The following is a 13,652-nucleotide window of genomic DNA, read 5'->3' on the forward strand; positions in this document are numbered from 1 at the left end:
TTTATAACAGATCCGGATATTTGTAAAGTTAAGAAGGCTCGCGTGCAATATTGGTTTCTTTTATCCATTTCCCGGATCGGAGACGGAACATATAAATGATTGCTTTGATTATATAATCCAGACGAACCGCAAGCAGGACAATAAACGGAGACATATGGAAATAAATCCCCACAAGGTAACCCAGCGGAATAGAGGCGCACCACTGAAAGACCACATCTGTAATCATCACAAATTTACTGTCTCCGCCGCCGCGCAGGACGCCCTTGCCCATAACCGACTGGATGATTTGGAAAATCACAATAATGGAATTTGCAATCATCATGGAGCTTGCAATCTCAACCGTTTTTTCTCCCACCGCGTATAGAGAAATCGACCATTCACCTAAAACAAGAATCAACAGAGAGCCCACCAGACCTATGCCACAGCCGACCAGCAGGAAAGTAAATCCGGCAGACTGCGCTTTCTCATACTGCTTCGCGCCAATTGCATGGCCTGTCATGATCCCGGCTGCACTTGCCGCACCGCCGGATGCAATCGTGCACATCCGTTCAATTACCTGGACAATCGCATAGCTGCTTACGAATTCCTTTCCCATGTGTCCAAGGATCATGCTGACCGCGTTGGCGGAGAGAGCTAGCAGGAAATCCCCGATGATGACCGGTATACCCAAGCGGAAAAATTCATGCACCAAATTCTTTCCGGGCAGCTTAAAAATGCCTGCCGGACGATATAAAAGAATTTTATCAATTTTCAGCACAAATACTGCACAGACAATCAGTTCCGCAACTCTGGCACATAATGTACCGACCGCCGCTCCTGCAAGTCCCATTGCCGGGAATCCAAGCTTACCAAAAATCAGCACATAATTGCCGGCAATATTGACGAAGAACGAGAAAATAGAAGTATACAGGCCAAGGCGCGCATTTCCTACCGAACGCATGACATTGGCCATCACCATACTGATTCCGTGGGGAATATAGACAAGTGAAGTGATCCTAAGATAGATCGTTCCCTCACGGATGACATCCGCGTCATCGCAGTAGAGCGACATAATTTTATCCGGAACTGCTGCAGAGACAACAGCAAAAAGGATTCCGAACATCACTGTCAATTGCAGGAGCAGGTCAAAAATACGAAGCACCGCGCTTTTCCTGGATGCACCCCAGCATTGGGAAGTCAGGATCAGGCCGGCTCCGCTCACGCCCATACATAAGCAGTTAAAAAAAGAGTAAAACTGATTCGCCAGGGAGGAGGCCGAGATGGCAACATCTCCCAAAGAACCGACCATGATGGTATCCATCATGTTAACGCCCTGATTGATGCAGCTCTGCAGAATCACCGGAATAAAAATCCGCATCACTTTTTGATAGAACTCTCTGTCTGTTATAATTTTGTCCTGAATCCTCATTTTTCTTTCCCATCCTCACAGTCTTATGAAATGATAGCCCAAAACGGCAGTACCAGGTCTACAGGATGAATTCCTGCATTTTCCCCGCTTCCGAAAACAGAATCTTGAAACGGTTCACCGAAAAATCCGCAATCAATTCTGCTCTCTCTGCGCTGCAGGTTCTCACAATATGGAGGATTCCGTCATTTTGATTGCCGTCCACCCAAAAATCTCCGGAAAAAGCAGGATGAGAATTACGAAATTTCGATAGCTTCAACAGTCTTTGGACTACAGGACGCATAACTGCCTGCTCTATCTCCGGAATCGTGTAATTATGCCGGTTCAGCCCTCTTCCCTCGCCGCCATTTTTGACAAATTCAATGTCATTTTCACCGGCAAGCATCCCGACATAATAAACCTGGGGAATTCCCGGAGCAAAATATTGTACCGCGCGCGCCAGCAGATAGGTCTCGTCATTGCAGTCCATGATGCTGTAAAATGTACCTGCCAACTGGTATCTGACCGCTTTCTTTCCTCCCTTGCGGATCATGCTGCCGTTTTGGATATACTTTTGTGCCAAAGCTGTGCGGGATTCCACTTTCTCCGCCACCGTCTCAATTTCCTCTTCCTCCAGCAATCCGGCCGCATCGATCACACCTACTCCGTCATGCGTGTCCAATGTAGTGAACTGATTTCTGGGGCAGATGTTCATCCAATGGATCAATCTGTCGGAACGCCCCGTAATAGTGGCGTGAAGCAGCAGCATAGGCAACGCAAAATCATAAACCCAGTATCCCCGTTCTGCCATTTTCTGCTGAATTCTGTAGTTTTCGTGAATCTCCGCAAGCATCTGTGTCCCGGTTTTCCGAAGCGGTTTCATCGCTATGTCCAGCACATCCCAAATCTCCGGCTCCACAAAGAAACAGGAGGTTCCAGGCTTTTTGCTTGCATAAGCAAATGCATCAAACCGGATGAGGGGGACATGTCTCGAAATTTCGCCCAAATTCCTATCGTAGTAATCTTGTGCTGCTTTAGAAAACGGATTGATATCCACCTGCTGCTCAAAGAATGTGTTCCAAAGCTTTACCTCTTTGCCATCATCCCGGATATAAATGTGAAACGGTCCGCCGCCCGGTCTCCTGCGGTAAAGTGCGTCCAGCTCCTGTTGTGACGGTTCCCCGTCCGGCCAAAACTCATCCCAGCGGATAAACATGTCCTTGTATTCGGAATCATCGCCCTTTGCCATATAGTCCCTGAACTCCTTCGATTGTGAGGAGATATGATTGAGCATGAAATCGGCGGCCAGGGCATACCGATCGGCCAGGCGGTCTATGTCCTCCCACGTGCCCCATGCCGGGTCCACCCGGCCGTACTCCACCACAGCAAACCCCCGATCTCCGGATGAAGGATAAAACGGGAGAATATGGATTCCGCCAACCGCATCCTTTAAATACCGGTTCACCACAGCTTCCAGGCTGCGCAGACTGCCCCCCAGGCTGTCCGGGTAGGTGATCAGCATAATTTTATTTTCCAATTGTTTCATATTCGTTATCCTTTCACAGAGCCCAAAGTAATGCCTTTAACAAACGATTTCTGGAAAAACGGGTAAATGAGCAGAATCGGCAGAACCGCCACAACGGCCAATGCCATGCGAACGCCCGTGGCCGGGATTGCGGAATGGTCAAATACGGTTCCGCTTACCTGCTCATATTTCAGCGCCGTAGTGCTGTTCATAACTGTCATCAGGAAGTTCTGAATTCCCAGCAGACCGGTTTTAGATTGGATATAATACATACCGTTCTGCCAGTTATTCCAATAAGCAATGGTGGACATTAAAGAAATTGTTGCGATAATGGGCTTGCTAAGCGGAACGACAATTTTTGTAAGGCACCGAAACTCACTTGCCCCATCAATTTTTGCTGCTTCCAGAATATCATCAGAGATATTGGAATGGATGTAAGTTCTCATCATAATGACATAAAACGCGTTCATGAGAAGCCCGGGGACAATCAACGCAAATATGGTATCCTTAATGTTAAGGAGCCTCGTATACACCATATAGGTAGGTACCAATCCACCATTAAACAGCATTGTGAAAAACAGAAAAAATGAGATTATCCGATTTCCCGGCAAATCCCTTCTAGACAGCGGGTAGGCAAACAGGACTGTCATCACTGCCGAAGCAAGGACGCCAACCACCGTTACGATTATACTCATTTTATACGCTCTTAACACACCGTCCTTTGCCGCCCATAAATATTGGTAGGTAGCCAGCGTGAAGTCTCTTGGGAAAATGGAATATCCATATTTCACCAGTGCTTCTTCCGATGAAAAGGAGCTTCCAATCAGGATCAGCAGCGGAATGACTGCGGACAGCGTCACAATGGTCAGGAGAACATATGCTGCAAATATCAATACTTTATTTTTGGTAATCATCTGTTACCCCTCCTTTCTCACGGATCAGAACATAGCGCTTTCACTGTCGAATCTATTCACAATTTTATTGGTGATGAGCACCAGGACAAAGCCCAGCATGGACTGAAGAAATCCGGCGGCAGCGGAACGGCTTATATTGTTCTGCTCAAGTAAGGCCGTATACACGTAGGTATCAATTGTCTGTGTCACATTTTGTAGCATCCCGCTGTGCATGGGAACCTGATAAAAAAGGCCGAAGTCGGAGTAACAGATCTTTCCGATTGCGAGAATAAACATAATAATGATGATCTTCCTCATGCAGGGTATGGTCACATTTTTTATCTGCTGCCAGGAACCTGCACCATCCATAGCCGCCGCTTCATAGAGCGATTTGTCTATACCGATCAGCGTGGAATAGTACAAGATCGAGGTATAGCCAAAGGACATCCAAATATAAACAATGACCAAAATAACAGGCCACGGTTTTGGATTGTTATACCAGCTAACCGGTTCCATACCAAAGAAACGCAGAATTGTCTGATTCATAAAGCCGCTGCTGGGACTTAAAAAGGAGAATACGATATAAGTAACTATTACAATGGACAAAAGATACGGAAACAGGATAATAATCTGGCTGACGTTTTTGAAAAAGCGGTTCTTAACGGTATCCATTGTGATTGCGATCAGCAGACCGAACGCATTGCCAATAAAAATAAAAGCCAGATTATAGCCAATGGTGTTGCGGAACATGAGAAACGCTTCCTTGGTCGAGAACAAAAACGAAAAATTCTTCAGTCCGCACCATTCGCTGTTCAATATTCCAACCGCATAGTTCACCTTCTTGAAAGCGATGGTCAGCCCGAACAAAGGCAGGTAATTATTCACGATCAGATAAAGGATGCCGGGTACCAGCATCAAATACAGCGACCAATACCTCCTCATTTTTGTGAGGGTTCTGTTCTTTTGTTTCGGCATTTTTACTCCTCCGGTATTCCCCTTACGGGTTTTTTTGTGTTTTTGTGCTGTTTTTATTCTATCAGATACCAAATTCCTTCTTCCATACATTATTCTGCTTAACAGTGTCACTTTTCTGATGCGAATACTTGTGCAAAAGCACGGAAGTCAAAAAAATGATATTTTCTTCTGAAAAAGTGATAGAACCGTAATACGAAAACATGCTATTTTTTAACTGGAAGCCATGTAAATGGCACACTATAGGAGGAAAATAAAATGAACGTCAAAAAAAGCCTTGCACTGATCTCTGCCGCCCTTATGATCTTCGGCACGCTTTGTTCCTGTACGGCGCAAACACAGCCCCCAACCACCGAAGCTTCCAGAACAGAGGGAACATCCGCAACGTCCGGATCTGCTTCAGACGAGGAAATTCCCGTAATCCGGCTGGGTTTAAACCAGCTCTGGTCCGACTGCCGCAACGAGCAGGAAGTCGAGGATGCCATGAACGCCATTTTAAGCGAAAAATATCACGTTAAAATTGATATCGTTCTGATTCAAATGGCATCCCTGCAAACGCAGATGAATCTGGCCCTGACCGGCGGCGACGACGCATTTGATGTTTACACATCCTTTATCTATCAGCCTATGAGCACATTGGTTTCCAACGGTCAGGCGATTGCGCTCGATGACTATCTGGACGCCAATGCTCCCGAAACAATGGAGCTTCTGTCCATCTATCCGGAAGCGGTTCTGGATTGCTGCCGGATTGACGGAAAGCTATATGCATTGCCGGCAATCAACACCTGGGCCATCTCGGACAACTACATGGTCCGGAAATCTGCTTCTGATAAAGCCGGCATTGATTGGGATAAGGTAAACTCTCTGGATACCCTCACCGAAGCACTGGTCAAACTGAAAGATGCAAACCCGGACAAATATTTCATTCCCGGAGCAACCGTATCCTATTTTGAGCCCAAGGATATCGACAATTTAGGGGATACCAACTATCTCGGTGTAATCACCGACCCATTAAACAGCACTACCGTGGAAAATTATTATGAATCCGAATACTTTATACACTTCCTCGACAACGTCAAGATCTGGAAGGAGCATGGCATCATCTCCCCGAACTCCATGAGCAATGACGAAACCAATCTGGGCAGTCTTGAAAACGGTATAGTTGACGGTACGATCGGGTATAGCTGGAATATTGAGGATTCGCTGTATAACATGAATTTCACGCAGCAATTTGGTGAAGACATTGTGGGTGCAGAATTCACCGACAGATATATGACGACCGGTAACGTTACGCTCTGCCTGTGGCATGTCTCTCCGTTCTGCCAGAATCCCGATGCCGCCGTCCGTCTGCTCAATGCGCTTTACACCGATCCCGAATGTGCGATGCTCATTGCAAACGGTATTGAGGGGAAGGATTATGTGTACGACGATGCCGGACAGCTAAGCTTCCCCGAAGGAGAAACAGGCAGAACCGTTGGCTGGAATTCCGGAAACGGCTCCTTCCTTCCCAACAGCTTCCAACTGCCCCAATGGAACAGCGCCAGCCCTAACTACAATGAAAATGTAGTCGCTGCAAACAAGTCCGCGATTCCCTCCAAGGCGCTTGGCTTCGTATGCGATACAGAGCCCATCGCAGATCAGATGGCCGCATGTGCAAATGTGATCGCACAATACTATCTTCCGCTCATTAACGGAGAAGTCGCCATCGATGAAGTTCTTCCCGTCTTCCAAAAGGCCCTGAAGGATGCCGGCATCGATGCCATTATCGCAGAAAAGCAGGCGCAGCTGGACGCCTGGCTGGCAAGTAAACGGTGAGGACTGCTTGCGCAGCATTAGCAATACGTTATATAAAAAAGGCTTAAATGTCTGTCAGCCAGACAATTTAAGCCTTTTTTCTAAACTTCACGGTGAAGGATCGGCAGCCAAGAGCAAATGGCCTTTTGCAGAGACAAATCCCAGAAATCCCACTCATGCTGATACCCCGGAACCTCCTCATAAAAAACGTCCAGCCCCAGTGTTTTCAAACGGTCTACACTGGTTGTATAATCGAGATAAGCAAGCGTATCATCCGAGCCGCAGGTCAGAAAAAATCGAGGCATCGATTTCCCACGTTCTACCTGCTCTTCAACATAGTTCCATGCGTCGTCTACTCCTCTCGGATCTCCGGTAATAAACGGTGGAACAGGGCTGTGGGCAATCCCATCCTTTGGATTGGAAGGTCCCCGGGCGCAGCCGGACATGCACAGCGCGGCGCAGTACTTTTCAGGAAATGCCACAGCCAGTTTAAAAGCGCCGGTTGATCCCATGGACAGTCCTGCAATGAAATTATCCTTCCGTTTATCCGAAAACGGAAAAACCGCATTCAGAAGCTTTGGCAGCTCATCTGCCACATATGTAAAGTATTTGGCGCCTTTTGGATCATCCGTATAGAGCGCATTGTAGTCAGCCGGCATTACCACCGCCAGCTTATGTTCCTCCGCATAACGTGCAATATTGGAATAGTGGAGATAATCGCTGTCATCTCCCGTTCCGCCGTGCAGCAGCCACAGAACCTGATACTTCCTTCCCGGCATGTAGACATCGCTGTATGTGAGTCCCTTCATACCGTCCCGAATGCTGAAAGTTGGCAGGCAGATTGTCACATTGGTTTGCATTCCAAGTGTCGCAGAGAAAAAATTCATTTTGATCACTGCCATCAGAATCGTCCTCCATATTTAAGTTTTTTGTCGGATTGGTAAATTACCAAAAACAGTATCCACATAGAGAAGAATATCATGCTGTACTGTAAATAAATATTGTTTTGGGAACTGTAATATGTTGTATTTCTGACTTTTTTAACTTTAGGCATCGTGTTCTGATGTTTTATATGTAAGTATAGGTTGGAATGACGTTCCCTATCACCTCTTTGGAAAACTGTGAAAATTTACGTTTGAGAGGACAGCGTTTTCCAGAAGATGGAGTTCTGGAGATTCAGATCTCCCCTCCCCAGCACTATATCATTAAAATTACATTATTATTAAAGGAGGAATCACAAATGGCTATCACTGCTGATGTAATGAACAGTCTTGTTTCTGTCACCCAGTTTAACAAAGGGCAGGCTTCCAAGATTTTTGACCGCCTGCGAACCGAACGCCAGCTTATTGTTCTAAAAAACAATGCTCCGTCTGCGGTCATCCTTTCTCCCAAAGAATACGAACGCCTGTCTGACATCGAAGAAGACTACCGTCTTCTCATGCTGGCACAGGAACGTATCGCTGGCGGCAGTCTGGAACACACAGTTCCTTTACATGATGCAATGGCTGACCTTGGAATCTCCGATGCCGAAATTAAAGAAGCGGAGGAATTGGATATCGAATGAGCTACCAGATTAATTTCATCCCCGAAGCACTGGCTGATATTTACCCCTCCACCAAAATTACACTATCTTGAAGTAAAGTTAATTTGATTTTTCTTTATCATATTCCAATGCTCTATACTCTCTTTGCAATTCTTGTAACAGTTCTTCTTCGCTTGGAAGGTATAGTTTATACTTTGAAGCAAAAATCTGTGTTTCATTTTCCGGCAACGTATACTTTACTACAGATTCACTTTTATCCGCACAAAGCACAATTCCTATGGGTGGATTATCTCCTTCATTCATCAATTCACGTTCATAATAATGTACATACATCTGCATCTGCCCCAAATCCTGATGTGTCAAATCTCCAATTTTTAAATCAATTAATACAAAGCATTTCAAAATATAATTATAAAAAACAAGGTCTATTCTGAAATGTCGCCCATATAATATCCTCTGGAACTTTTGCAGGCTCCAATTTCTGGATTTCTTCTGTAACCTTTTCCTTATTTTGACTGGATAGCAGCCTTTCATAAAAGAAAGAATTAATTTGCCTTTCCAACTGCCGTGTGCTCCAATTTGATTTTATTGCTTCTTCTGTATAGAATTCACGGGCATTTTCATTTTCCACGCGCATAAGCAGTCGATAATGTGTCCAACTCAATTCGTCACGCAGTGCGTGACTATTTGGAAATGTCAGATAAAACTGTCTCATGTATTTTTTTCCTTTAAGGATATTATATGCTTTTTCATTGCTACAATAATGATATAATTAGGACTTGATAATTGTACTGTTACAGAGTTTAGTTTTCTCCATGCAATATATCTTTTGCCAAAACGTAGGGGTTTTGCCAGATTGTATCTTTCGCCCGACAAAATCCTCATTTTTGAACCATCCGGCGTTATCCCCGTCCCCCTATCTGCGGAAACTTACCCATCTCACCTTCCGCAAAAACACAACTCCATTTTCCCCAAATAATCCCGCAAACCCGCCTAGAATCAAAGTTTCCGTACCAGCAGGCAAACGGTTTCAACATGCGGTGAAAGTTACTTCTTATATTAAATAGCGAAACTGAAACCTTTCGCTAAAAGATTTATGCCCCTCTTAAAGAGTAGATTATTACCTCCCTGTCTCATCAAAAATGCTTCTATATTCTTATGTAACTGCCCAACTACAATCCAGAAAATTTGGTATCTTATCCATACCGACTGGCTGGTAGCCCATTCCAAAAAGATTATCTGGTCCTAAGAATCCCAAATTAGGATACCCTGAATTTTCTTGCCCCAATTCTGCTAGTTTGTCATTTGATTCTATAGCCGATTGGATTGTCTTAGAAATAAAATAATTCTCCGTATATGCAAATATTATGTAGTTCAAAAACTGAAGAATTTTTTGCTCTGATAAGCTATTTATCTGGTGTCTCAGTTTTCTATATAATTTATCCCTTTTATGATAAAAAGCCAAGACAACGCTCTCTTCCTTTAACGGTAAAATTGCCAAGTGCATAAACTGCATTCTTACTGATTCGGAAATATCAAAAATATTATTAATTTCATTTCCTTCAAAATCTTTTGACAAGGCAATAGCACTCTGTGTTGCAATCGGAACTTTATAAGGCAACACTGACCAATATAGTATTTGGTATCCTCCTGAAATATTGTTATCGGCAATGTCCTTATGGAACTGTAATTCCTCTTCGTAATCTCTTACGTCTAATTCCTTAATTCCCTCTAAATTTTCTAAGTTAGAATACGCATGAAATTGTTTCTGTAGTTCTCGGTAAAGCTCTTTTTCCTGTCCCCTTTTACTCAACTGCAACAATATATTCTTTACAGCAATTTCTGCAAGCATTTTATCAGTTGGTATTGATTTCAAATTCTGCTCATCTTCATAATCTTGAAAAAAAGTTCCATCGCATTCATTGCAAATAAAATGAAATGTACCTGAATTATTTACCCCTTTTTCAATATCTACAACATCTATTCCCATCAACAATGAAGCATGCAAAACTTTTCCATTATCAGCAATATTTCTAAGAGATAATTGCGGAACTGAATGTGAATTGCAAAAACTTGTCTGGAGTTTTCCACATAAGATACATTTATCTGGCTTCGCACTGTTTCGTGCTGTTGAAAGCAATTTATTCATTTTTTTGCGAACATCAACAACATCCGTTCCTTCTGGTATATCAATTAACTTTGGCATGTACATTCCTTTTTATTGCCATAAGCCTTTACATAAAATATCTGAAATCATATGGCTTATCATAAATAACTACATCTTGCTTTGCTACCTGTGAAAGCATCTTAGCAAAATCCAAAGTAACTGGCAGAACCTTATAAAAACTATCCCCACTATTCCAATTCATCTTTGTCAACATCATTATCTCATTTACTAAAGTTGCTCCATCAGATTTTCCCATAAACCGTTTCACCAAAAGCGGTGCTGGAATCCCTCGACCATTTTTATAATAATTCATGTTCCTTCCAGCCAACTCATCATCCTGTACAGCTCCATGTGTCCAAATCAAAAACGTATTTTTGTTTAACTGAATAACAGTTCCCCGCTGTATAGGAAACTTTGATATGTCTTTCATGTCAGATGAATTAAATCGTATTGCTCTCCAAGGTGTATATTCTTGTATCTGCAATAATTCGATATCGTCTATTCCAGCCAAACCGCGCGTAATTCCCTCCATCTCCTCTTCCGTAAAAAAGGTTGTTTTATGAATTACCACTCTTTTTAAGTCATATGTTGGAACAGAATCATCATATAATTTTTTTAAATTTAACATCAATGTGCAGGCATCTTCATTTCTCATAAAAGGATTTTTCTGAATATACTGCGGATTTTTCAAAGGCCTCAGATATAACCGCATACCATTCCCTTCTGCATCAAATAATTGGCTACATCCAATAGAAATTTTTTCGCCATTATTGACTGATTGCACATAACTAAGCCCTACAAAAGCAGTATTTTTATTATATATTGCAGGTTTCCATAAGCGTCCAACTGCTTTAGAATAAAGCCCAGTAGATAACCCCCACATTATCTTTGCTGAATCATTATTTTTATCAGGTATCGCAGATTTTCCCTCAATCAATTGCACAACCATTCCTTTGTCCGCACAATATAGTTTTAATGAATCATGCAAATCAAAATATACTGATTCGTTTTTTATTTCTCGCAGGTGTGCCAAACAGCTCGGAATATATATTACCAATACATCAAATGACATCAGATTTTTTGCAAACACGTTAATATACCGGGTCAACCCTTTATAAAATGTAATCGCATCTAATTTTACTACCGCATTCAAATTATAAGTTCTAAATCTCGTGTTATCATTAATGCTCGGAATATCTATATCACGCCTAAATATCTTCTCAAATCCCAAGTATTCTGGTAAAAAATACCGTTCCTGTTTCAAATTTGTGACATATTGTTGCTTTAGTTTTTCCAAATGTGTTATGACTTCCTGATGTGTCTGATCTGGAGTTAAAACTGCTAATTTTATGCTATCCAAACTTGATCCATTTTTCAGACGTTCTATAGGTCCATAATTAACTAAACCTTTCAATTGATTAACTGCAACTTTACTTGCATCATCTACGGAAAAACACATCTTCGGTTCTTCGCATTGAAAACATTGAATCTCTGGCCATGATTCCTTCCTGCCAACACCTCCACTTGTGTATACAATTTTATTTAATTCCAAAACAAATCCTGCGATTCTAAAAGCCAATTCCTTATTGAAACATAATCTTTTTGTCCAGTCATTTATGCGTTGGCTAACATCTGGATTATACAATTTTGAAATATGAAAATTAATAACTTTCTGTTTATGCAATCTATCCATAGGTTTCCTGTTGTCTTTTTCAATGTAGAATGTTGGTAAAATAGTTAAGAGTATTTTCCTACCGACACATGACAAGAACACCTCAACTGCATCATAAATTATATTTCCATTCTCCTTTATGCTTACATTTGGATCAAAAAATTTGTTTTTTCCAAAACACATTAGTCCTTTTGAGATTAATGTCAATTTAATCAAATCATAATACATACTCCAGACAAATGAATAATCTTTTTGTATCCAATCTTCCGGGAATTTTTGCATTTCTATATCTGATTTTAATACTTTTTCAAAAGTCTTCTGCACTTCCACCTTATCCCCAAAAGCCCATACTTTACCCTTGAATAAAGCAGCCACAATTCTATCTGAATTATTTAGATAGTTCCTCAATTCTTTCCAAGATGTAATAGTTGTTTCAAACGCATAACTTTTTTCTGGATATTCTATTGTTTCAAATGTGTTTGTCTTTGTAAATACATTTCTCTTTTTCAATCCTCCAAATAAAATCGGTTTAATATAATCCGGATCTTTCCACCTTTCGTCAATTTCCTTATATGACTTTCCCATTGTCAAATACAATCTGTACATTAAATCATCGAAACTATCAATATCCACAATACCGGATTGCTCATTTTTAGAACAAGCAAATTCCATGAACTTCTCAGCACGTGCGCTTAAAACAGAGTTTTTAGGTTTACACCAAATTATTCCATATGGCAAACCATTTTGATTCACTATTTCCTCTAATACAGTCATTACTGAATTGTCATTTCCTGCATATCCAACTACGATAAGTCCTCTTTCACGCAATACGTCTTGAAGCTTTAAATTAATAGAATTTTCCAGTACGCGCAATTCTTCCGATGTATTCTTTAAATGATCTACCAAATAATCTCCGTGCAGTTTCAATATTGTAGGAAGCCCATCATTTAAGTTAAATCCTACACTATTCTCAATAGCAGAAGATATTATTTTTATAGAATGCCCCGCATCGATAGCATACGCACCAGCTTTAATCAAATCATCAAAATTAGTCGTACTTAAAAAATTTATACGTCCTTCGATAATTAATGCGCCCAAACAGAGATATCCCAAATAGGGCGTTGCATTCTTCACTTTGCTTTGTATATACAAGTCTCTGTCCCTACTATTTCCAAACAAATACTCAAAATAATGAGAATATTCTTCCGTTGAGTATAATCTTGGATGCTCTCCCTTTGCATCAAGGTAGACTTGTATTTCCCTTTGTGCAGTTTCCTTTGACATATCCTGGAACGCAGCCTCAGAAATCTTATTTTCTATACAATAGATTTTTCTCTTAAAATCCCATACCATTTGCCCTCCTGACATAATGCCAGAAGATATAGATGCTCCTGCGCCCAAAAGCATGGACATACTCCCATTCGGTTTTACCGAAAAACTACTTATAACATTGCTGATCGTATATTTTTTCAATTTTGTCACCCCACAAAACTGTATCTTAAAACGGATATCTAAAGACTTTATAATATTCTACCACATCCACCTGCACTTTACTATCTGAAAAAGAGCAAGAAAAAAGGCCCTTTTGACTTTCTACTTTTGCCCCTGAGTATCCCTTTTGCTAAAAAGTATGGGTTTTGTCAAATCGTTTTCACTCTTCGGCAAAACCCATTTTCAACTACCTATTAAACTCACATGGCGT

At 41.6% G+C, this 13,652-nt stretch carries 11 protein-coding genes; 2 read left to right on the top strand and 9 right to left on the bottom strand.

The genetic code is table 11. From position 1 onward, the window contains the following. Positions 1–28: 28 nt before the first annotated feature. Genes DWZ56_RS00390 through DWZ56_RS00405 form a run of 4 tightly spaced genes read right to left on the bottom strand, consistent with a single transcriptional unit; the run spans position 29 to position 4,777 of the window. Positions 29–1,408, bottom strand: coding sequence for an MATE family efflux transporter (locus tag DWZ56_RS00390; RefSeq protein WP_118554407.1), 1,380 nt, complete (start codon positions 1,406–1,408; stop codon positions 29–31). Between the two features lie 58 nt (positions 1,409–1,466). Continuing rightward, positions 1,467–2,930: a sucrose phosphorylase gene (gene gtfA, locus DWZ56_RS00395; RefSeq protein WP_118554408.1), complete on the bottom strand. Its 1,464-nt coding sequence runs from the start codon at positions 2,928–2,930 to the stop codon at positions 1,467–1,469. A 5-nt stretch (positions 2,931–2,935) separates the two neighbouring features. Further along, entirely contained in the window at positions 2,936–3,823 is an 888-nt protein-coding gene (locus DWZ56_RS00400) for a carbohydrate ABC transporter permease (protein WP_118554409.1), read from the bottom strand. A 24-nt stretch (positions 3,824–3,847) separates the two neighbouring features. After that, positions 3,848–4,777 (bottom strand): ABC transporter permease, encoded by a 930-nt coding sequence (locus DWZ56_RS00405; RefSeq protein WP_118554410.1) that lies wholly within the window; start codon positions 4,775–4,777, stop codon positions 3,848–3,850. A 255-nt stretch (positions 4,778–5,032) separates the two neighbouring features. Here DWZ56_RS00405 and DWZ56_RS00410 point away from each other — a divergent pair, with 255 nt between their 5' ends. Next, a complete protein-coding gene (locus DWZ56_RS00410; protein ID WP_118554411.1) occupies positions 5,033–6,589 on the top strand; it encodes an ABC transporter substrate-binding protein in 1,557 nt (518 codons plus the stop codon). An 80-nt stretch (positions 6,590–6,669) separates the two neighbouring features. Here DWZ56_RS00410 and DWZ56_RS00415 read toward each other — a convergent pair whose 3' ends face one another. Next, complete coding sequence (locus DWZ56_RS00415; RefSeq protein WP_118554412.1) at positions 6,670–7,470, bottom strand: alpha/beta hydrolase; 801 nt, start codon at positions 7,468–7,470, stop codon at positions 6,670–6,672. 338 nt (positions 7,471–7,808) lie between these two features. Between DWZ56_RS00415 and DWZ56_RS00420 the strand changes: the two genes are divergently transcribed. Continuing rightward, positions 7,809–8,132, top strand: coding sequence for a type II toxin-antitoxin system Phd/YefM family antitoxin (locus DWZ56_RS00420; RefSeq protein WP_118554413.1), 324 nt, complete (start codon positions 7,809–7,811; stop codon positions 8,130–8,132). A 78-nt stretch (positions 8,133–8,210) separates the two neighbouring features. Here the strand turns inward: DWZ56_RS00420 and DWZ56_RS23710 are convergent, their stop codons facing one another. The 4 genes from DWZ56_RS23710 to DWZ56_RS00435 all read right to left on the bottom strand — a co-directional run bounded on the left by DWZ56_RS23710 (position 8,211) and on the right by DWZ56_RS00435 (position 13,423). Further along, complete coding sequence (locus DWZ56_RS23710; protein ID WP_330424810.1) at positions 8,211–8,513, bottom strand: PDDEXK nuclease domain-containing protein; 303 nt, start codon at positions 8,511–8,513, stop codon at positions 8,211–8,213. A 7-nt stretch (positions 8,514–8,520) separates the two neighbouring features. Then, a complete protein-coding gene (locus DWZ56_RS23715; protein ID WP_330424811.1) occupies positions 8,521–8,826 on the bottom strand; it encodes a DUF1016 N-terminal domain-containing protein in 306 nt (101 codons plus the stop codon). 441 nt (positions 8,827–9,267) lie between these two features. Then, positions 9,268–10,317 (bottom strand): hypothetical protein, encoded by a 1,050-nt coding sequence (locus tag DWZ56_RS00430; RefSeq protein WP_118554414.1) that lies wholly within the window; start codon positions 10,315–10,317, stop codon positions 9,268–9,270. Between the two features lie 28 nt (positions 10,318–10,345). Further along, positions 10,346–13,423, bottom strand: coding sequence for an SIR2 family protein (locus DWZ56_RS00435; RefSeq protein ID WP_147369364.1), 3,078 nt, complete (start codon positions 13,421–13,423; stop codon positions 10,346–10,348). Between the last annotated feature and the right edge of the window lie 229 nt (positions 13,424–13,652).

It is taken from the genome of Lachnotalea sp. AF33-28 (assembly GCF_003477885.1).
In the GTDB taxonomy this organism is placed as follows: Bacteria; Bacillota; Clostridia; order Lachnospirales; family Lachnospiraceae; genus AF33-28.